Origin of the sequence: Variovorax sp. 38R (assembly GCF_014843395.1) — a bacterium.
GTDB lineage: Bacteria > Pseudomonadota > Gammaproteobacteria > Burkholderiales > Burkholderiaceae_C > Variovorax > Variovorax paradoxus_H.
The window spans coordinates 3,840,137-3,860,623 of the sequence record NZ_CP062121.1 but is presented as its reverse complement, the minus strand read 5'-3'; the positions used below and the strand labels follow the sequence as shown (position 1 = coordinate 3,860,623).

At 67.1% G+C, this 20,487-nt stretch carries 19 protein-coding genes; 17 read left to right on the top strand and 2 right to left on the bottom strand.

Annotation, left to right across the window (positions count from 1 at the left end; genetic code table 11):
• The gene (locus IG196_RS17830) at positions 1-771 is read right to left on the bottom strand and encodes a PP2C family protein-serine/threonine phosphatase (protein WP_101490055.1); all 771 of its coding nucleotides are present in this window, start codon (positions 769-771) and stop codon (positions 1-3) included.
• 107 nt (positions 772-878) lie between these two features.
• On the opposite strand from IG196_RS17830, the gene IG196_RS17825 reads away from it, so the two are divergent.
• Positions 879-1,085, top strand: a complete 207-nt coding sequence (locus IG196_RS17825; protein ID WP_101490056.1) for a YdcH family protein — start codon at positions 879-881, stop codon at positions 1,083-1,085.
• On the top strand, positions 1,082-3,172 hold the full coding sequence (locus IG196_RS17820; protein ID WP_192192183.1) for an ATP-dependent DNA helicase: 2,091 nt from the start codon (positions 1,082-1,084) through the stop codon (positions 3,170-3,172). Before IG196_RS17825 ends, IG196_RS17820 begins: the two co-directional genes overlap by 4 nt.
• 30 nt (positions 3,173-3,202) lie before the next feature.
• Here the strand turns inward: IG196_RS17820 and IG196_RS17815 are convergent, their stop codons facing one another.
• Positions 3,203-4,012 (bottom strand): outer membrane protein assembly factor BamD, encoded by an 810-nt coding sequence (locus IG196_RS17815; protein WP_153283897.1) that lies wholly within the window; start codon positions 4,010-4,012, stop codon positions 3,203-3,205.
• Positions 4,013-4,035: 23 nt separating this feature from the next.
• On the opposite strand from IG196_RS17815, the gene IG196_RS17810 reads away from it, so the two are divergent.
• The 15 genes from IG196_RS17810 (at position 4,036) to hflK (ending at position 20,477) form a co-directional block, all read left to right on the top strand.
• The gene (locus tag IG196_RS17810; protein ID WP_225617087.1) at positions 4,036-5,052 is read left to right on the top strand and encodes an RluA family pseudouridine synthase; all 1,017 of its coding nucleotides are present in this window, start codon (positions 4,036-4,038) and stop codon (positions 5,050-5,052) included.
• A 128-nt stretch (positions 5,053-5,180) separates the two neighbouring features.
• Positions 5,181-6,113 carry an SMC-Scp complex subunit ScpB gene (gene scpB, locus IG196_RS17805; protein ID WP_192192182.1) on the top strand — a complete coding sequence of 311 codons (933 nt, stop codon included), beginning with the start codon at positions 5,181-5,183 and terminating at the stop codon, positions 6,111-6,113.
• The gene (locus IG196_RS17800; protein WP_192192181.1) at positions 6,110-7,981 is read left to right on the top strand and encodes a pseudouridine synthase; all 1,872 of its coding nucleotides are present in this window, start codon (positions 6,110-6,112) and stop codon (positions 7,979-7,981) included. Before scpB ends, IG196_RS17800 begins: the two co-directional genes overlap by 4 nt.
• Positions 7,982-8,133: 152 nt before the next feature.
• Positions 8,134-8,559 (top strand): nucleoside-diphosphate kinase, encoded by a 426-nt coding sequence (gene ndk, locus IG196_RS17795; protein WP_192192180.1) that lies wholly within the window; start codon positions 8,134-8,136, stop codon positions 8,557-8,559.
• 21 nt (positions 8,560-8,580) lie between these two features.
• Positions 8,581-9,750 carry a 23S rRNA (adenine(2503)-C(2))-methyltransferase RlmN gene (gene rlmN, locus IG196_RS17790; RefSeq protein ID WP_192192179.1) on the top strand — a complete coding sequence of 390 codons (1,170 nt, stop codon included), beginning with the start codon at positions 8,581-8,583 and terminating at the stop codon, positions 9,748-9,750.
• Positions 9,751-9,754: 4 nt separating this feature from the next.
• Positions 9,755-10,606, top strand: a complete 852-nt coding sequence (gene pilW, locus IG196_RS17785) for a type IV pilus biogenesis/stability protein PilW (protein WP_192192178.1) — start codon at positions 9,755-9,757, stop codon at positions 10,604-10,606.
• Positions 10,599-11,525 carry a helix-turn-helix domain-containing protein gene (locus tag IG196_RS17780; protein WP_192192177.1) on the top strand — a complete coding sequence of 309 codons (927 nt, stop codon included), beginning with the start codon at positions 10,599-10,601 and terminating at the stop codon, positions 11,523-11,525. The genes pilW and IG196_RS17780 overlap by 8 nt, the downstream gene beginning before the upstream one ends.
• Positions 11,522-12,802, top strand: a complete 1,281-nt coding sequence (ispG, locus tag IG196_RS17775) for a flavodoxin-dependent (E)-4-hydroxy-3-methylbut-2-enyl-diphosphate synthase (protein WP_101490064.1) — start codon at positions 11,522-11,524, stop codon at positions 12,800-12,802. Before IG196_RS17780 ends, ispG begins: the two co-directional genes overlap by 4 nt.
• Positions 12,803-12,817: 15 nt before the next feature.
• Positions 12,818-14,128: a histidine--tRNA ligase gene (gene hisS, locus IG196_RS17770; RefSeq protein ID WP_192192176.1), complete on the top strand. Its 1,311-nt coding sequence runs from the start codon at positions 12,818-12,820 to the stop codon at positions 14,126-14,128.
• A gap of 6 nt (positions 14,129-14,134) precedes the next feature.
• Positions 14,135-14,827 (top strand): YfgM family protein, encoded by a 693-nt coding sequence (locus tag IG196_RS17765; protein ID WP_099790062.1) that lies wholly within the window; start codon positions 14,135-14,137, stop codon positions 14,825-14,827.
• Between the two features lie 12 nt (positions 14,828-14,839).
• Positions 14,840-15,982, top strand: coding sequence for an outer membrane protein assembly factor BamB (gene bamB / locus IG196_RS17760; protein ID WP_192192175.1), 1,143 nt, complete (start codon positions 14,840-14,842; stop codon positions 15,980-15,982).
• Positions 15,983-16,048: 66 nt separating this feature from the next.
• The gene (gene der, locus IG196_RS17755; protein ID WP_192192174.1) at positions 16,049-17,392 is read left to right on the top strand and encodes a ribosome biogenesis GTPase Der; all 1,344 of its coding nucleotides are present in this window, start codon (positions 16,049-16,051) and stop codon (positions 17,390-17,392) included.
• A 164-nt stretch (positions 17,393-17,556) separates the two neighbouring features.
• Complete coding sequence (hfq, locus tag IG196_RS17750; RefSeq protein WP_412556346.1) at positions 17,557-17,802, top strand: RNA chaperone Hfq; 246 nt, start codon at positions 17,557-17,559, stop codon at positions 17,800-17,802.
• 54 nt (positions 17,803-17,856) lie between these two features.
• Positions 17,857-19,026 (top strand): GTPase HflX, encoded by a 1,170-nt coding sequence (gene hflX / locus IG196_RS17745; RefSeq protein ID WP_070061004.1) that lies wholly within the window; start codon positions 17,857-17,859, stop codon positions 19,024-19,026.
• A gap of 74 nt (positions 19,027-19,100) precedes the next feature.
• A complete protein-coding gene (hflK, locus tag IG196_RS17740; protein ID WP_192192172.1) occupies positions 19,101-20,477 on the top strand; it encodes an FtsH protease activity modulator HflK in 1,377 nt (458 codons plus the stop codon).
• The last annotated feature ends 10 nt before the right edge of the window (positions 20,478-20,487 follow it).

Sequence of the window (20,487 nt, the reverse complement as noted above, 5' to 3'; positions counted from 1 at the left end):
TCAGGCCGCCGCGGGCAGCGGGTCGAGCTTGAGCACCGCGATCGAGATGTTGTCGCCTGTGCCCCGCGCACGGCGTCGGGCTTCCCCCACCAGAATTTCCACCGCATCGCGCGGCGGCTGCGCGTAGAGCACGCTGGCCAGTTCCTCGGGCGAGAAGTAGTGCCAGAGCCCGTCGCTGCAGGCCATCAGCAGGTCGCCCGGCTGCAGCTTGGCAATGTGGTGGGGATCGACGGGCGGCGGCGTGGTCGTCATGCCCAGGCAGCCCAGCAGGATGTTGCCCTGCGGATGGATGTTGGCCTCGGCCTCGCTGATCTGGCCGCGATCGACCAGTGCCTGCACATACGAATGGTCGCGCGTGCGTTTGACCAGCGCCCCGTCGTTGAAGTGATAGATGCGCGAGTCGCCCGCATGAATCCAGGCGCAGCCGCCCTGGGGGGTCATCAGGAAAGCGGCCAGCGTGCTGTGCGGCTCTTGCTCGCTCGACAGCGCCGTGAGCTTGATCACCGTGTGGGCGTCTTCGAGCAACTGGCGCAGCACGACGGCGGGGTCGTCGCGTTCGGGGCTGTAGCGGGTGAAGAGCTGGCGCGCAGTCATCAGCACCTGGTCGGACGCCTTGCGCCCGCCGCTGCGCCCGCCCATGCCGTCGGCGATGACGCCGAGCACGCAGCCTGGCGTGCGGGGGTGGCTCATCAACAGCACCTGGTCCTGCTGGTAGGGGCGGTCCCCCTTGTGGAGGCCGGTGGCGGCGGCGAGTCGAAAGCCTTGGGTCATGAGCGCTGGGGCGCCAGAGGCGCGCTTTCTGTCTTCTCTGGGGTTCGTGTCAGGACGTATTATCGAATGAACACGCGCGGCCCCATGCGGCACGCGCACCCTCACCGTTGGACTCCAATCTTCATTCCCTTTCCCGTCAGCTGATCGAGCTGCGCATGGCGCATGCCGACCTCGACGCCACCATCGACCGGCTCTCGGAAGACGGTGCGCCGCCGGACGAATTGCTGATGCGGCGCCTGAAAAAGCGCCGCCTCGCCCTGCGCGACCAGATCGCGCAGCTCGAGAACGCGCTCGACCCGAAAGAGCCGGCGTGACGTCGCCGCTCGAAGACCAGGTGCGCGACGCGTTCGCGCAGGACGGGGTGCTGTCGCAGGCCGCCGAGCAGTTCCGCGAACGCGGCGGCCAGACCGAGATGGCCATGGCCGTGGCCCGCACCATCTCCGACGGCGGCATTCTCGTGGTCGAGGCTGGCACCGGCGTGGGCAAGACGTTTTCTTACCTCGTTCCCGCATTGCTGAGCGGCGAGCGCGTGCTGCTCTCGACCGCGACCAAGACCCTGCAAGACCAGCTGTTTGGCCGCGACCTGCCGCGGCTCGTCGAAGCCTTCGCACTGCCGATACGCACAGCGCTGCTGAAAGGGCGGGGCAGCTATCTGTGCCTGCACCGGCTCGACATGGCGCGCCACGACGCCTCGCTGCCCGAACGCGGCAGCCTGCGCACGCTGGCGAAGATCGAGCAGTGGTCGAAAGCCACGCGCACCGGCGACTTGGCTGAGCTGCCGGGGCTCGACGAACGTTCGCCGTTGATCCCGCTGATCACTTCCACGCGCGAGAACTGCCTGGGCGCGCAATGCCCGCAGTTCAAGTCGTGCCACGTCAACCTGGCGCGACGCGAGGCGCTCGCGGCCGACATCGTGGTCATCAATCACCACCTGTTCTTTGCCGACCTCGCGGTGCGCGAGACCGGCATGGCCGAGCTGCTGCCGACCGTGAGCGTCGTCGTGTTCGACGAGGCGCATCAGCTCAACGAAACCGGCGTGCAGTTTCTGGGCGCGCAACTCGGCAGCGGCCAGGCGCTCGATTTCGCACGCGACATGCTCGGCGCTGGCCTGCAGCACGCGCGCGGGCTGGTCGACTGGCAGCAGCTGGTGGCGGGTGTTGAACGCGCGGCGCGCGAACTGCGCTTGGTGGTCGGCAAGCAATGGCCGGGCGCGAAGCTGCGCTGGGTGGGGCCTGCCCCCGAGGGCGTGAATGCCGAGGCCTGGCAGAGCGCGCTCGACGACCTGCAAGACGCCTTCGTGCAGGCCTCAGACGGGCTGGACACGGTGAGCGAAATCTCGCCCGACTTCGTGCGCCTGCACGAGCGCGCGCGCCAGCTCGCGAAGCGCACCGCGCGTTTCGCGCAGCCGTGCGAACTCGACTCGGTGCGCTGGGTCGACGTGGGCACGCAATTGCGCCTGATCGAGTCGCCGCTCGACATCGCCGATGCAATGCGCAAGCGGGTGCTCAAGCTGACCGAAGAGCCTGTGGAGTCCGACTTGCCATACGGGAATGAGGGCGATGACGACGAAGACCCCGAGCACGGCGCTGTCCCGCCGCCACCGCCGGAAGACAGCCGCCGCGCCTGGGTCTTCACCTCCGCCACGTTGGGTGACGACCCGACGCTGCGGTGGTTCACCGAGCCTTGCGGCCTGCGCGACGCCGAAGTGCTGCGCGTGCAGAGCCCCTTCGACTACGCCTCGCAGGCCGCGATCTACGTGCCGCGGGCTTTTCCGAAACCCAACGATCCCACGCACAGCCAGCAGGTGGCCAAGCTGGCCGCGCATGGCGCCGCCGAACTCGGTGGGCGCACGCTGGTGCTCACCACCACGCTGCGCGCGTTGCGCACCATCGGCGATGCGATGCGTCAGCAGTTCGAGCTGCTCCAGACGGAGGCGCGGCCCGAGGTGCTGGTGCAGGGCGAGCTGCCCAAGCGCGTGCTCATGGACCGCTTTCGCGAAGGCGCGAGCAACGGGCGCGCGGGCTGCGTGCTGGTCGCGTCGGCGTCGTTCTGGGAAGGCTTCGATGCGCCGGGCGACGCGCTGCAGTTCGTGGTGATCGACAAACTGCCGTTCCCGCCGCCCAACGACCCGCTGGTGGAGGCGCGCTCGCAGCGGCTCGAAGCGCAGGGGCGCAGCTCGTTCAGCGACTACTCGCTGCCCGAAGCGGCCGTGGCATTGAAACAGGGGGCAGGGCGCCTCATTCGCCGTGAAACCGACAGCGGCGTGCTCGCGATCTGCGACACGCGCCTCGTGGCGATGGGCTATGGCCGGCGGCTGCTGGCGGCGTTGCCGCCGATGCGCCGGCTGGAAACCGAAGCGGATTTCGAGAGCGCGATCGACGCGCTCAAGAAACCTTACTGATATCTACCGAAGTGGTCGGCTGGTTCTGGGTTACCAGAGCTTCCACCATGGATCGTCCTTGCCCTTGAAACCGTTGGCCAGGTAGGAACTCTTCGGGTAGTTGGTGGTCAGCACGCGTTGGGCATCGTCGCGCAGGTCCTTCATGCCGAGTGCGTCGTACGACTTCACCATGATGTACAGGGCTTCTTCGAGCGCCGGCACTTCGCGGTAGTCGGCCAGTGCGATCTGCGCCCGGTTGATGGCCGCCAGGTAGGCGCCGCGCGAGTAGTAGTAGCGGGCCACGTGAACTTCGTACTGCGCGAGCGAGTTCACGATGTAGTTCATGCGCTGGCGCGCGTCGGGCGCGTAGCGCGACTCGGGGAAGCGCGTCACGAGGTCGCGGAAGGATTCGAACGATTCCTTGGCGGCCTTCTGGTCGCGCTCGGACAGGTCCTGGCGCGTCAGGAACGCGAACATGCCCAGGTCGTCGTTGAAGTTGATCACGCCCTTCAGGTAGAGCGCGTAGTCGAACGCCGGGCTGGCCGGGTGCAACTTCATGAAGCGGTCGAGCGTGGCGATGGCGTTGGCCTTTTCGCCGGCCTTGTGCTGGGCGTAGGCCTTCTCGAGCTGGGCCTGCTGGGCCAGCGGCGTGCCGGCGGCGCGGCCTTCGAGCTTCTCGTACAGCGGCACCGCCTTGTCGTAGGCGCCGGAGCCGACTTCGTCCTTGGCTTCGGAGTAGATGCGGTTGGGGCTCCAGTTCGCGGTCTTGTCTTCCTTGGTGGTGGAACCACAGCCGGCGACGAGAAGGGCCGCCGCGCTGAGCGCGATCCAGGCAGGGACCGATAATTTGGCGCGAAACATCACATACGGCTTTCGTGAAACAGTTGCCCTCAATTATATCGACCGACCCCCTCACCGATCCTCCGGAAGGGCCTGAACCTGAAGAGGGTGCCGATCTCGCGGAGCCCAGCGAGCTGCGGCCCTTCGCCATCGACCAGGCGCAGCACGGCCAGCGGCTCGACCGCGCGCTGGCTGTGCTGGTGCCCGAGTTCTCGCGCAGTTACCTTCAGCAACTCATTGAGGCCGGCGCCGTCGAGTTGCAAGGGCGCACGCTCACCAAGGTTTCTGCCACGGTGCGCGTCGGCCAGTCGGGGCGCATCGAACTGCGGCCCACGCCCCAGAGCCAGGCCTTCCGGCCCGAGGCGATGGACCTGGTCACCGTTCACGAAGACGAACACCTGCGGATCATCGACAAGCCAGCCGGTCTGGTGGTGCATCCGGCGCCGGGCCACTGGAGCGGCACGCTGCTGAACGGGCTGCTGGCGCTCGACCCGAAGGCCGTACTGCTGCCGCGCGCGGGCATCGTGCACCGCCTCGACCGCGACACCAGCGGCCTGATGGTGGTGGCGCGCACGCGGGCTGCGATGGACGCCATGGTGGCGCTGATCGCCGCGCGCGACGTGAAGCGCCAGTACCTGGCAATGGGGCACAAGGCCTGGGAAGGCGCGGCGGCCCGGCAAGTCGATGCGCCGATCGGCCGCGATCCGCGCAACCGGCTGCGCATGGCCGTGGTCGACCTGGAGCGCCACGCGGGCAAGACCGCGCGCACGCTGATCGAGCGGCTCGACAGCCACACCGAGGGCTGCGCGGTGCGCTGCACCCTCGAAACCGGCCGCACCCACCAGATCCGCGTGCACATGGCGTCGATCGGTCATCCGCTGGTCGGCGATGCGCTCTATGGCGGCGCGCCCGCGGTGGGGCTGTCGCGGCAGGCACTGCACGCGTTCCGGCTGGCGTTCGTGCATCCTGTCACGCAGCAGGCGATGGAGTTCCGTTCGCCGCCGCCGCCCGATCTGGCCCAGGCTTTGCAGACCTGGGGGCTGGATTACAATCGCGCCTGACGGCCCGAGGGCCGCGCCGGCCACCCGATGCCGGCCTTGCGTTGCACTCGCCGCGTGCCGGCAACGCCTTCCCCTTCCATCCATCTGAACAAGCGTCGCCAGGCGCCTTTTTCCGGATAACGCGAACCATGAATACGGCGGATGCCAAGCGCATTCTCGAAACCGCCTTGATCTGTTCGAGCCAGCCGCTGCCGGTGCGCGACATGCGCGTGCTGTTCGACGACGAGCTGGGTGTGGACACCATCAAGGTGCTGTTGCTCGAGCTGCAGGAAGACTGGGCGCAACGCGGCCTGGAGCTGGTGAGCGTCGGCAGCGGCTGGCGTTTCCAGAGCCGGCCCGAGATGCGCGATGCCCTCGATCGCCTGCATCCCGAAAAGCCGCCGCGCTACACGCGCGCTGCCCTCGAAACGCTGGCCATCATTGCCTACCGGCAACCGGCCACGCGTGGCGACATGGAAGACATCCGCGGCGTCACGATCAACTCGCTGATCCTGAAGCAGCTCGAAGACCGCGGTTGGGTCGAGGTGATCGGCCACCGCGAAACGGTCGGCCGGCCCGCGCTCTTTGCGACCACGCGCCAGTTCCTCGACGACCTGGGCCTGGCCTCGCTCGACCAATTGCCGCTGGTGGAAACCCCCGCGCAGCAGGCCGCGCTGGTTGATGCGCTGCAGCAGGCCTCGGGCGACCAGCCGGGGCTGCCGATGGACATCGACGCGGCGGACGAGGCTGCTGCAGAAGCTGCAGAGCCCGCGGCCGAAGAGGGCGTGCAGCCTGAACTTGCCATGGTCGATGCGCCGCCCGAGTCGGCTGAACTGGCCGAGGTCGTCTCGACCGATGCGGCAGAGTTTGCCGAAGAGGTGGTGGCGATCACCGAAGGCGATGAGGCCGTTGAGTCTGTAGATGAGGCGCCGCCGGCGTCCGAGCCAGAAACCGGCGAGCCATCCGCCGAACCCGAAGTGGCCGCCGCGCCTGAAGAACCCGAATCCGACGTCTCGTCCCCCGCAGCGGACGAGACCGATCCCCACGACCCCCACGCTGTTTCTCCCGGAAAAACCCCATGAGCTCATCCGACACCGACGACGCAGCCAAGCTGCCGGTCGAACCCGAAGTCAAGAAGCGGAAGCGGACAGCCACGCCCAAGCAGGCGACGGAGGTTGCGGTCGAATCCGTGGTTGCGCCCGCGGAGCCAACAGAGGCCGAAGCCGAGGCAGCGCTGAAGAAGCCGCGTGCGCCCCGCAAGAAAAAGGTGGTGGAGGTTCCGGCTGCCGATGAGCAATTGCAAAGCGCGGCGGAAGTCGCTCCTGCGGCCGAAGCTCCCGCGACGGTGGAGCCCGATGTGGCGCCCGTGGTTGCCGAAGCCGCGACGGCCGACGAAGACGAGCCCGCACCGGTCGAAACGAAGCGTCCCCAGGCGTCCGATCAGGACGACGACCGCGCGGACGATGATGAAGACGACGAGGAAGACGAGCCCGACGAAGAGGAAGACGACCTCGACCGTGCCCGTCGCGCCGCCGAGCGCGAGCAGCGCAACGCGCTGCCGCCCGAGCCGATCCGCTTCTCCGACGTCATTTCCGGCCAGTTCGATGCCGACGAAGAGAGCCCCGAGGTGCCGCCGCTCAAGCGCGTGCTGCTGCCCGAAGCCGATTCGCCCAAGCTGCACAAGGTGCTGGCGCAGGCCGGTCTCGGTTCGCGCCTCGAGATGGAGCAACTGATCCTGCAGGGCCGCATCTCGGTCAACAACGAGCCCGCCCACATCGGCCAGCGCATCCAGTACGGCGACCAGGTCAAGATCAACGGCAAGCCGATCCGCTACCGCATCGCACCGCCGCCGCCGCGCGTGATCGCGTACCACAAGCCCGTGGGCGAGGTCGTCACGCACGACGACCCGCAGAACCGCCCGACGGTGTTCCGCAAGCTCCCGCGTCTGCAGCAGGGCAAGTGGCAATCGGTCGGTCGGCTCGACCTGAACACCGAAGGCCTGCTGCTGTTCAGCAGCTCCGGCGATCTGGCCAACCAGCTCATGCACCCGCGCTTCGGCCTGGAGCGTGAGTACGCGGTGCGCGTGCTGGGCGCGCTCACCAGCGAAGAAAAGAAGAAGCTGCTCGAGGGCGTGCGCCTGGACGACGGCATGGCGCAGTTCGGCACCATCGAAGACGGTGGTGGCGAAGGCTCCAACTGCTGGTACCGCGTGACCATTTCCGAAGGCCGCAACCGCGAAGTGCGCCGCCTGTTCGAGTCGGTGGGCCATGCGGTCAGCCGGCTGATCCGCATCCGCTACGGCGCGATGGTGCTGCCGCGCGGCCTCAAGCGCGGTGCCTGGATGGAGCTCGACGAGCGCGACATTCAGGCGCTGTTCCAGGCCTCCGGCGGCGCGCAGGCGCGCCCGGCTCCGCAGCAGCAACGTGGCCCTAGCGGTCCGGAGGGCGGCGGTCGCAACGGTCGGAACAAGAAGCGCCGTGGCAACAACAACAACCGCACCGGCAACAACGCCGGCGGCATGGGCGGCGGCCAGCCGCGCGAAGCGCGCGGCGAAGGCCGCGAGGCGCCGATCCCGAGTCCGTTGGGCGACGGTCGTCCGCCGCGTGGCGAGCGCGGCGGGCGCGGTGGTCCCCCCAACCGCGGCGGCGGCAACGGCGGCCCGCCACAGCAGGGGCGCCGCGGCAACGCCGGTCCGGGCAATCGTCAGGGCGGCCAGGGACAAGGGCAGGGCGGCGGTGGCAACCGGGCGCCAGGTGGTGGCGGTGGTGGCGGCGGCGCTGCGAACCAGCCCGATCCGATGAAGACCTCGCTTGGTTACATCGGTGCCGACAGCTTCTCGCGCCAACGCAAGGAGCAGCGCAGCGGCCCGGGACGTCGCGGCGGTGGTGGCGGCTCGCAAGGTGGTGGTGGCTTCGGCGGCCCGGCCGGCAGTCGCCGCCGCGGACGCTGAAAACCAGCCGTCGCAGCGCGGCCTTTCGCGGGGTTTTCACCAATCCCGCAGGTCGCGCCGGTTAAAATCAGAGGCTTTGTCGACGGGCCGCGAAACAAATTCGCTGCAGTTGTGACAAAACACTTCAAAATCAAAGCTCAGGAAGCACTTCAATGGCTATCGAACGTACCCTTTCCATCATCAAGCCCGACGCCGTCGCCAAGAACGTCATCGGCAAGATCGTCTCCCGCTTCGAGGCTGCCGGCCTCAAGGTTGTCGCCGCCAAGCTGGTTCACCTGTCGCGCACCGAAGCCGAACAGTTCTACTCGGTGCACAAGGAGCGTCCCTTCTTCAAGGACCTCGTCGAGTTCATGATTTCGGGCCCCGTGTTCGTGCAAGCACTCGAAGGCGAGAACGCCATCGCCAAGAACCGTGACCTGATGGGCGCCACGGACCCGAAGAAGGCAGCCGCCGGCACCATCCGCGCCGACTTCGCCGACAGCATCGACGCCAACGCCGTTCACGGCTCGGACGCGCCCGAAACGGCTGCCGCCGAAGTCGCTTTCTTCTTCGCCGGCCTCAACGTCTACGCACGCTGAAGCCGTTTCTCGCCTGAATTCATGACCACAGCCAATCTGCTCGAATTCGATCTCGACGGGCTGGCTGCGTTCTGCGAAAAACTCGGCGAGAAAAAATTCCGCGCCACGCAGCTGTTTCGCTGGATCCACCAGCGTGGCGCCAGCGACTTCACCCAGATGACCGATCTGGCGAAGTCGCTGCGCGAGAAACTCGCGACCACCGCGCGCGTGGAGGCCCTGTCGGTCCTCACGCAGCATGAATCCAAGGACGGCACGATCAAGTGGCTGTTCGACGTCGGCGGTGGTGATGCGGTCGAGGCCGTGTTCATTCCCGAAGACGATCGCGGCACGCTGTGCGTGTCGTCGCAGGCCGGTTGCGCCGTGGGCTGCCGTTTTTGCTCGACCGGGCATCAGGGCTTCAGCCGCAACCTCACCACGGGCGAGATCGTCGCCCAGCTCTGGTTCGCCGAGCACTTCCTGCGCAAGCACCTCAAACGCAATGAGCGCGTCATCTCCAACGTGGTGATGATGGGCATGGGCGAGCCGCTGCAGAACTACTCGGCGCTGGTGCCCGCCTTGCGCACGATGCTCGACGACAACGCCTACGGGCTGTCGCGTCGCCGTGTCACCGTGTCGACCTCCGGCGTGGTGCCGATGATCGACCGCCTGGGCACCGATTGCGCCGTGGCCATGGCTGTCTCGCTGCATGCGCCCAACGATGCGCTGCGCGACGACCTCGTGCCGCTCAATCGCAAGTACCCGATCGCCGAACTGCTCGAGGCCTGCAAGCGCTACCTCGTGCATGCGCCGCGCGACTTCATCACCTTCGAATACTGCATGCTCGATGGTGTCAACGACCAGCCCGAGCATGCGCGGCAGCTGATCGAACTCGTGCGCAAGCATGACGTCTCGTGCAAGTTCAACCTGATTCCGTTCAACCCGTTTCCGGCCTCGGGCCTGCTGCGCTCGCCGCAAGCGCGCGTGCTGGCCTTTGCCCGCACGCTGAGCGAAGCGGGCCTCGTGACCACCGTGCGCAAGACGCGCGGTGACGACATCGACGCCGCCTGCGGACAACTCGCCGGCGACGTGAAAGACCGCACCCGTGCGGCCGAACGCATGGCCCAGCGCCGTGCGGAGGTGGCCGAGCGCCCCGTCGTTCTGCACCCGCCCCGCGCCAAGACCCCCAAACCAACCGTTCCCCAGGAGCATTGACGCAATGAGCATGGCCTTACCGACGACGAACGCGAGCGCGCAGCGAGTGCTGAGCGCAGGAATCGCGAGCGTCGCCGTGGTGCTTCTTCTCGCGGGCTGCGTCAACACGCGAACCACCACCACCGGGCTTGTCGGCAGTGGGGCCGACAGCGGCACCACTGTCGTGACCGACACCGACGAAAACAACCGCCGGCGTGCCCGTCTGCGGATGGAACTGGCCGCCGGCTACTTCGAGCACGGCCAGAACTCGGTCGCCCTTGAAGAGCTCAAGCAGGTGCTGGCCATCGACCCCGGTTATGCCGACGCCTACAGCCTGCGCGGCCTCGTCTACATGCGGCTCGAGGATGCGGCCCAGGCCGAAGACAGTTTCCGCCGCGCCGTCGCGATCAATCCGCGCGACGCCAACACGCGCCACAACTACGGCTGGCTGCTGTGCCAGCAGAACCGCTACGGCGACGCCGCACAGCAGTTTGCCGCGGCACTGGCCGTGCCCAGCTATGCCGACCGCGCCAAGACGCTCATGACCCAAGGGGTCTGCGAGCTCAAGGCCGGCCAGCGGCCGCAGGCCGAGCGCAGCCTGCTGCAGGCCTACGAACTCGACGCCAGCAATCCGGTGATCGGCTTCAACCTGGCCTCGGTGCTGGCGCAGCGCGAAGAGTGGTCGCGTGCGCAGTTCTACGTCCGCCGCGTCAACAACGGCCCGTCGGCCAATGCCGAAACGCTGTGGCTCGGCATCAAGATCGAACGGAAGCTCAACAACCGCGAGGCTGTCGCGCAGCTGGGCGGTCAACTGCAACGACGTTTCCCTCAATCGCGGGAGGCAATGGCATACGAGCGCGGGAATTTCAATGACTGAACGGGTTTCGGAGTTCGGGACGTCCGCGGCACTGCCGCTGCCCGAAGGCGACGTCGTGGAAAAGACGGCTGGCGACATGTTGCGCGAGGCGCGCGAAGCGCACGGGCTGCACATCGAGATGGTGGCCGCCGCGCTCAAGGTGCCGCCGCAAAAGCTGCTCGCGCTGGAGGCCGACGACATCGCCGCGCTGCCCGACCCGGTGTTCGCCCGGGCCCTGGCCGGCAGCGTGTGCCGCGCACTGCGCATCGATCCGGCGCCCGTGCTCGCCAAGCTGCCGGGCGCGCAACGTGCGCCGCTGGCCGAAACCAACCGCACGTTGAATGCCCGCGTGCTCTCCGGCACGCCGCGCTGGAACGGCGGGCGCTCCGGCGGCCTGCCGTCGCGTGCGCTGCTGACGGTTGTGGTCCTGCTGCTGATCGGCGCCGGCGTGCTGTTCTGGATGCCGCAATCGGCGTTCGACCAGATCGGCGCCTCCGTCTCCCGACTGACCGCCAAGAACGATGCCGAGGTCATGCCGCCTGCCGATCAAGGGGGCGTCTCGGAGCCCGTGCCGACGCAGGCCGTGGCGCCGACCGGCCCGGTGGGCGCTGCACCGACCGCTGGCGTGGTGGCTGCCGTGCCAGCCGCCCCGGCCTCCGCGCCCACGGCGGCCGTGGCGAACACCAGCACCGCCAGCAGCCAGCAGCTCGTCCTCGTGGCGCGCGAAGAATGCTGGGTCACCGTCACCGAAGCTGGTGGCAAGCAGTTGCTGCGCCGCAGCCTGCAGGTCGGCGAGACCGTCGGCCTGTCCGGCACGCTGCCGCTGTCCGTGGTGATCGGTCGCGCATCGGCGGTCGATGTGCAGGTGAACGGAAAGCCCTACGATCTGAAGCCTGTCACCCGCGGAGGCGGCGTGGCGCGTTTCGAGGTGAAATCGTGACAACCGACTGCACCCCTCAACCCATTGAATCGGCCGCGCCCAAGGCGCGCCGCTCGCGCCAGGCCAGCGTGGTCTGGGGACCGCGCACGGTCACGGTGGGGGGCGACGCGCCCACGCGCGTGCAGTCGATGACCAACACCGACACGGTCGATGCCATCGGTACCGCGATCCAGGTCAAGGAGCTCGCCATTGCGGGCTCCGAAATGGTCCGCATCACCGTCAACACGCCCGAAGCCGCCGCGCAGGTGCCCTACATCCGCGAGCAGCTCGACCGCATGGGCATCGATGTGCCGCTGATCGGCGACTTCCACTACAACGGCCACCGCCTGCTCACCGACTATCCGGCCTGCGCCGAGGCGCTGAGCAAGTACCGCATCAACCCCGGTAACGTGGGCAAGGGTGACAAGAAGGACAAGCAGTTCGGCCAGATGATCGACGCGGCCATGCGCTGGAACAAACCCGTGCGCATCGGCGTGAACTGGGGCAGCCTCGACCAGGAACTGCTCGCCAGCCTGATGGACATCAACAGCCAGCGCGCCACGCCCTGGGACGCCAAGCAGGTGATGTACGAGGCGCTGATCACCTCGGCCATCGAGTCCGCCAAGCTGGCCGAGTCGATGGGCATGGCCGGCAATCAGGTCATCCTGTCGTGCAAGGTGAGCGGCGTGCAAGACCTGATCTCGGTGTACCGCGAACTCGCACGGCGCTGCGACAACCCGCTGCACCTGGGCCTGACCGAAGCCGGCATGGGCACCAAGGGCACGGTAGCCTCGGCGACGGCACTGTCGATCCTGCTGCAGGAGGGCATTGGCGACACGATTCGCGTGTCGCTCACGCCGCAGCCGGGCGAGTCGCGCACGCAGGAGGTGCTGATCGCCAACGAAATTCTCCAGGCCCTGGGCCTGCGGGTGTTCGTGCCGAGCGTCACGGCCTGCCCGGGCTGCGGCCGCACCACGAGCACCACGTTTCAAGAGCTTGCCAAGCAGATCGACGACTACCTGCGCCAGCAGATGCCGGTCTGGCGCAAGAAGTACCCGGGTGTCGAGACGCTGAAGGTGGCCGTCATGGGCTGCATCGTCAACGGCCCCGGCGAGAGCAAGCACGCCGACATCGGCATCAGCCTGCCCGGCACCGGCGAGGCGCCGGCCGCGCCGGTCTTCATCGACGGCGAAAAGGCCCTCACGCTGCGCGGCGACAATATCGCCAACGAGTTCCACCAGCTCGTCGAAACCTACATCGAAAAGCGCTTCGGCAGCGAACACGCTGTCCTGGCCTGACACCTCCGCAGACTCATGGCTGAAAAACTGAATGCCGTCAAAGGCATGAACGACATATTGCCGCCCGAATCGGCGCGCTGGGAATGGCTCGAAGCCATCGTGCGCGACCTGATGGGGCGCTATGCGTACCGCAACGTCCGCACCCCGATCCTGGAACACACGGCGCTGTTCGTGCGCGGCATCGGCGAGGTGACGGACATCGTCGAGAAGGAGATGTACGCCTTCGAAGACCGCTCGGACAAGCATGGGCAGTCGGAGCACCTGGCGATGCGCCCGGAGAACACGGCCGGCCTCGTGCGCGCCGTGATCGAGCACAACATGCTCTACGAGGGGCCCAAGCGCCTTTGGTACACGGGCCCGATGTTCCGCCGCGAAAAGCCGCAGCGCGGGCGCTTCCGCCAGTTCCACCAGATCGGCGCCGAGGCGCTCGGCTTTGCCGGGCCCGATGTCGACGCCGAGCTGATCCTGCTGGCCACAGCGCTGTGGAAGGCCATCGGCCTGACCGACGTGCGCCTGGAGCTCAACAGCCTGGGCCAGCCGGCCGAGCGCGCGCTGCACCGCGCCCAGCTCATCGCTCACTTCGAGCAGCACGCCGACAAGCTCGACGAGGATGGCAAACGCCGCCTGCACAGCAACCCGCTGCGCATCCTCGACACGAAGAATCCGGCGATGAAGGAAGTGGTCGAGTCGGCGCCGAAGCTGATCGATTTCCTGGGCGCCGAATCGCTGGCGCACTTCGAAGGGGTGCAGGCCATCCTCAAGGCCAACGACATCGCCTTCACGATCAATCCGCGCCTCGTGCGTGGGCTCGACTACTACAACCTCACGGTGTTCGAGTTCGTGACCGACCGTCTCGGTGCACAGGGCACGGTGTGCGCCGGCGGCCGCTACGACGACCTCATCGCCCAGATCGGCGGCAAGCCGGCGCCCGCCGTGGGTTGGGCCATCGGCGTCGAGCGCGTGCTCGATCTGCTGAAGGAGCAGGGTGCCGAAGTGCCCGCACCGGTGCCCGACGTCTATGCCATCGTGCCCGACGCCGCGTCGATGCCCGTCGTGCTGCGCGCCTTGCAGCAGCTGCGCGAAACCGGCGTGCGCGTGCAGATGCACGCCAGCACGGCCGAAGGCCTTGCGAGCTTCAAGGCACAGATGCGAAAGGCGGACGCCAGCGGCGCCGCCTACGCCCTGATCTTCGGCGCCGATGAACTTGCACGCGGTGAAGTGACTCTCAAGGCCTTGCGCGACGCCAGCGTTGCGCAGTCCGCCCGTTCACTTGCTGAAGTGACCACCTGGGCCGCCACCCTACAATCGCCGGCTCCCAACCTCTGACAGCGCATGGCCACCCATCTCGACCTCGAAGAACAGGAACAGCTCGACCAGCTCAAGCATTTCTGGAACACCTACGGCACCCTGATCACCTGGGCCGTGCTGCTCGTCGCCGGCGCCTTCGTGGCCTGGAACGGCTGGCAGTACTACCAGCGCACCAAGGCAGCCCAGGCCGCGGCTCTTTATGACGAGGTCGAGCGCAGCACGCAGTCCGGCGACGTCGAGCGCATCCAGCGCGTGATGACCGACATGAAGGAACGCTTCGCAGGCACGGCCTACGCACAGCAAGCCGGCCTGCTGGTCGCCAAGACGCTGTTCGACAAGGGCAATGCCGACGGCTCGCGCGCGGCGCTGGGCTGGGTCGCGCAGAACGCCGTCGATCCGGGCTACCAGGCCATCGCGAAGCTGCGGCTCGCGGCCGAACTGCTCGATGCCAAGTCTTACGACGACGCGCTCAAGCAACTCGACGGCAAGGTGCCAACCGAGTTCGAACCGCTGGTGGCCGACCGCAAGGGCGACATCTACATGGCGCAAGGCAAGCGCGACGAGGCCCAGGCCGAGTACCGCAAGGCCTGGACCGGCCTCGGCGCCGGCTCGGACTACCGCCGGCTGGTCGAGATCAAGCTCAACGCGGTCGGTGTCGACCCGAAGACCCTGGCGCCGACCGTCACCGTGACGCCCGCCGTCCCCAAGAACTCCTGACCGCACACCTCCATGAATTTCAAGCGTTTCATGCCTGAATCGACCGCCCTGCGCGCGGGTTCTGCTCTTGTTCTGGTCGCGCTGCTGGCCGCCTGCTCGGGCTCCGGCAAGCCCAAGCCCGCCGAGCTGCCGACCAACCCGTCCCTGATGGGCGTGCGCCAGGTCTGGAACGTGCGGATTCCGGGCGTCGAATTCCCGCTCACCGCCGATGTCAGCGGCGACATCGTGACCGTGGCAGGCAGCGACGGCACGGTCGTCGCCATCGACGCCCGCGCCGGTCGCGAGACCTGGCGCGCCAGCGCCGGCGCACCGCTGGCGGCCGGTGTCGGCAGCGACGGTTCGCTGACGGCCGTGGTCACCACCAACAACGAAGTGGTCGCCATCGAAAACGGCAAGGTGCTGTGGAAGCAGCGCCTGTCGGCCCAGGCCTTCACCGCACCCCTGGTGGCCGGCCGCCGCGTCTTCGTGCAGACCGCCGACCGCAGCGTCAGCGCCTGGGACGGCCAGAGCGGCCGCCGCCTGTGGCAGCAGCAGCGCCCGGGCGAGAACCTCGTGCTGCGCAAGTCGGGCGTGCTGATCGCGGTCGGCGACACGCTGGTTGCCGGTCTGGGCGGCCGACTCGTCGGCATGAACCCCGGCAACGGCAGCTCGCGCTGGGAAGCCCCCATCGCCGCGCCGCGCGGCACCAACGACGTGGAACGCCTGGTCGACCTGACCGGCAGCGTGAGCCGCTACGGCGACACGGTCTGCGCACGCGCCTACTACGCCAGCGTCGGCTGCGTCGACACTCTGCGTGGCCAACTGCTCTGGAGCAAGCCGGCCTCGGGTGCCGACGGCGTGAGCGGCGACGAGCGCTTTCTCTACGGCACCGAATCCGACGGCAGCGTCACCGCCTGGCGCCGCGCCGACGGCGAACGCGCCTGGCAGATGAGCCGCTTCAAGAACCGCGAATTGACCGCGCCGCTGGCCGTGGGCCGTTCGCTGATCATCGGCGAGAGCACCGGCACGCTGCACTTCGTATCGCGCGAAGACGGTGCGTTGCTGAACCGCGTCACCCCCGATGGCTCGGCCATCACCGTGACGCCGGTCCTGGCCGGCAACACGGTGGTTGTCGTGACCGCCAAGGGCGGCGTCTTCGGTTACCGCCCTGAATAATCATTTTTTGTCTTTCACTTACTTCCAAGGCCCGACCATGAAAACCGCGCCATCGAAAGGCCGGCCATGAAGCCGGTCGTGGCCCTGGTCGGCCGTCCCAACGTCGGCAAGTCGACGCTCTTCAACCGCCTGACCCAGACGCGCGACGCCATCGTCGCCGACTTCGCCGGCCTCACGCGCGACCGCCATTACGGCAACGGCCGCCTGGGCAAGCACGAGTTCATCGTGATCGACACCGGTGGCTTCGAGCCCGATGCCGGCAGCGGCATCTACAAGGAAATGGCCAAGCAGACGCGGCAGGCCGTGGCCGAGGCCGACGTCGTGATCTTCGTGGTCGATGCCCGCGAAGGCCTCTCGGCGCAAGACCACGACATCGCCAACGAGCTACGCCGCCTCGGCAAGCCCTGTGTGCTGGCGGCCAACAAGGCCGAGGGCATGCACGACGGCACCAAGCTGGTCGACTTCTACGAGCTGGGCTTCGGCGACGTGCACGGCGTGTCCGCGGCGCACGGGCAGGGCATGCGCGACCTGGTCGAACTGGCGCTCGAGCTGCTGAATCTGCCCGACCCGGACGACGAGGAAGACGAAGACGACGTCAACAAGCCGATCAAGCTGGCGGTGGCCGGCCGGCCCAACGTCGGCAAGTCCACACTGATCAACACCTGGCTCGGCGAAGAGCGCCTGGTGGCCTTCGACATGCCGGGCACGACGCGCGACGCCATCTCGGTGCCGTTCGAACGCAACGGCCAGCACTTCGAGCTGATCGACACCGCCGGCCTGCGTCGCAAGGGCAAGGTGTTCGAGGCGATCGAGAAGTTCTCGGTGGTCAAGACGCTGCAGGCCATCGAGTCGGCCAACGTGGTGCTGCTGTTGCTCGACGCCACGCAGGGCGTGACCGACCAGGACGCGCACATTGCCGGCTACATCCTCGAAAGCGGACGTGCCGTGGTGATCGCCATCAACAAGTGGGACGCGGTCGACAGCTACCAGCGCGAGCAGATCCAGCGGCAAATCGAAACCCGGTTGCCGTTCCTGAAATTCGCGTCATTGCATTTCATCTCAGCCATCAAGCGCCAGGGCCTCGGCCCGGTGTGGCAGGCCATTGCCCAGGCCCACAAGTCGGCCACGCGCAAGATGTCGACGCCGGTGCTAACGCGCCTGTTGCTGGAGGCGGTGCAATTCCAGGCGCCCCAACGCGGTGGCATGTACCGGCCCAAGCTGCGCTATGCGCACCAAGGCGGCATGAATCCGCCTGTGATCATCATTCACGGCAATTCGCTGGAGCACGTGACCGACGCTTACAAGCGTTTCCTGGAAGGGCGTTTCCGCAAGGAATTCGACCTCGTGGGCACGCCCTTGCGGATCCAGTTCAAAAGCTCGCAAAATCCGTTTGCGGACAAGGACAAGTGAGGGCGCTTGGCCGCCGATGGCAGCCGATGAGCCGCAGCAGGAGTGGAAGTTCCGTCTTTTGAGAGCCGTTATTTTCTCAAGGCTTTTGACCCCGATTGCTGCGGCGCAGAAACCCTGTGTTAAGGTCATCTCTCCAACAACTACTCTTGAACACGGAGAATATCGTGAGCAATAAAGGGCAACTTCTGCAAGACCCGTTTCTGAACACCTTGCGTCGCGAGCATGTGCCGGTTTCCATTTATTTGGTGAACGGCATCAAGCTGCAGGGCCAGATCGAGTCCTTCGATCAATACGTCGTGTTGCTCCGCAATACAGTGACGCAAATGGTCTACAAGCACGCCATTTCCACCATCGTGCCGGGTCGTGCCGTCAACTTCTCGGCCAGCGAGAACGACGACGCCGCCGCCTGATCGCGCGGAGCGCGGCGGCAACCCCGCCGCGCTTTTTCCATATTCTGATTCCGCTTGTCTGATTCGATCCCCCGCCAGGAAGGCGCCGCCGTTCTCGTCGGCGTCGATTTCGGGCTGCCCCATTTCGACAGCGAGCTCGAAGAACTCGGCCTGCTCGCACAAACGGCGGGCCTGACGCCCGTCGCCCGCCTGGCCTGCAAGCGCAAGGCGCCCGATGCGGCGCTTTTCGTCGGCAGCGGCAAGGCCGAAGAGATCAAGGAACTCGCCGCCATGCACCGGGCGAGCGAGGTCATCTTCGACCAGTCGTTGAGCCCAGCGCAGCAGCGTAACCTCGAACGCCAGCTCGATGTCGCGGTCTACGACCGTACCTTCCTCATCCTCGAAATCTTTGCCCAGCGCGCCCGTTCGCACGAAGGCAAGCTGCAGGTCGAATTGGCTCGACTGCAGTACCTGAGCACGCGGCTGGTCCGTCGCTGGTCCCACCTGGAGCGCCAGACTGGCGGTGCAGGTGTGCGCGGCGGCCCCGGCGAGAAGCAGATCGAGCTGGATCGCCGCATGATCAACGAGTCGATCAAGCGCACGCGCGAGCGCCTGGCCAAGGTGCAGAAGCAGCGCAGCACGCAGCGCCGCCAGCGCGAGCGCCGCGAGACTTTCAACATCTCGCTCGTCGGCTACACCAACGCGGGCAAGTCGTCGATCTTCAATGCCATGGTCAAGGCTCGCGCCTATGCGGCCGACCAGCTGTTCGCCACGCTCGACACCACCACGCGCAACCTCTACCTGGGCGATGCGCGCCGGCAGGTGTCGATCTCCGACACGGTGGGCTTCATCCGCGACCTGCCGCACGGCCTGGTCGATGCGTTCAAGGCCACCTTGCAGGAGGCGGTCGATGCCGACCTGCTGCTGCACGTGATCGACGCCTCCAACCCGCACTATCCAGAGCAGATGGCCGAGGTGCAATCGGTGCTACAGGACATCGGCGCGGGCGACGTGCCGCAACTGCTGGTGTTCAACAAGCTCGACGCCCTTGAAAGCGCGCAACATCCGCTGCATCTGCAGGACGAGATGGAAATCGACGGCGTGCAGGTTCCCCGCATCTTCCTCAGCGCCAAGACCGGTGAAGGCCTGCCGCTGCTGCGGGCCGAGCTGGCCCGGCAGTCGGGTTCCGTCGCCGATACGATGACCCCTGAGGCGGACGCTGAATTGCACGATGCGGCCCCTTGATTGGGCACAATCCCGCCACTGACACGAGAACGAAGCGAATGAATGCAAAGCCAGCGCGGAGAGGGTTTCTGGGCATGTTCAATCTGAACGATGGCCGATGGGGTCGCGGCGACGAGCCGTCCTCCAACGGCGACCGCCCGGCCGGCAACCGGCCACCCGATGCCGATCCCCCCGGCGCCCCGATCCCGCCGCCTTCGAGCGGCAACCAGAACAACAACGGCAACGGCAATCGCCCGCGCGGCCAGGGCCCCAACCAGGGCCCGCCCGACCTCGACGAACTCTGGCGCGACCTCAATCGCAAGCTGGGTGGTTTCTTCGGCGGCGGCAAGGGTGGCGGCAACCGCCCCAATGGCACCGGCGGCGGTGGTGGCAACGGCTACAAGCCCGATATGAAAAATGCCGGCTTCGGCATCGGCCTTGTGGCCGCCGTGGCGGTCCTGATCTGGCTTGGCACCGGCTTCTTCATCGTGAACGAAGGCCAGCAGGCCGTGGTCACGCAGTTCGGTCGCTACAAGTCGACGGTGAATGCCGGCTTCAACTGGCGCCTGCCATACCCCATTCAACGCCACGAAGTGGTGGTGACCACGCAGATCCGTTCCACCGACGTGGGCCGCGACGCCATCGTGCGTTCCACCGGCTTGCGCGAATCGGCCATGCTGACTGAAGACGAGAACATCGTCGAAATCAAGTTTGCCGTGCAGTACCGCCTGAGCGACGCGCGCGCCTGGCTCTACGAGAGCAAGTCGCCCGCTGAAACCATCGTGCAGGTGGCTGAAAGCTCCGTGCGCGAAGTGGTCGGCAAAATGAAGATGGACGCGGCGCTCGCCGAAGAGCGCGACCAGATCGCACCCCGCGTGCGCGCACTGATGCAGACCATCCTCGACCGCTACAAGGTCGGTGTCGAAGTCGTCGGCATCAACCTGCAGCAGGGCGGCGTGCGTCCGCCCGAGCAGGTGCAGGCCGCCTTCGACGACGTGCTCAAGGCCGGCCAGGAACGCGAACGCGCCAAGAACGACGCGGAGGCCTACGCCAACAACGTCGTGCCGCTGGCCACCGGTACCTCGTCGCGCCTGAAGGAAGAATCCGAGGCCTACAAGGCGCGCATCGTCGCGCAGGCACAGGGTGACGCAGGTCGCTTCAGCTCGGTGCTGACCGAATACCAGAAGGCACCGCAGGTGACGCGCGACCGCATGTACACCGACGCCATGCAGCAGATCTACGCCAGCACGACCAAGGTGCTGGTCGACAGCAAGCAGGGCTCCAACCTGCTGTACCTGCCGCTCGACAAGCTGATGCAGCAAGGCGGCGGCAACGCAGCCACACCTGTGGACGCCGCCAGCCCCAACGTGGCCGGCACCGCACCGGCCCAGTCGTCGGTGATCCCGGTGGCTCCCGCCACCACCGACGTGCGCGCCCGTGACGGCCGCTCGCGTGACCGCGACGTGCGCTGAGAAAGGCCCG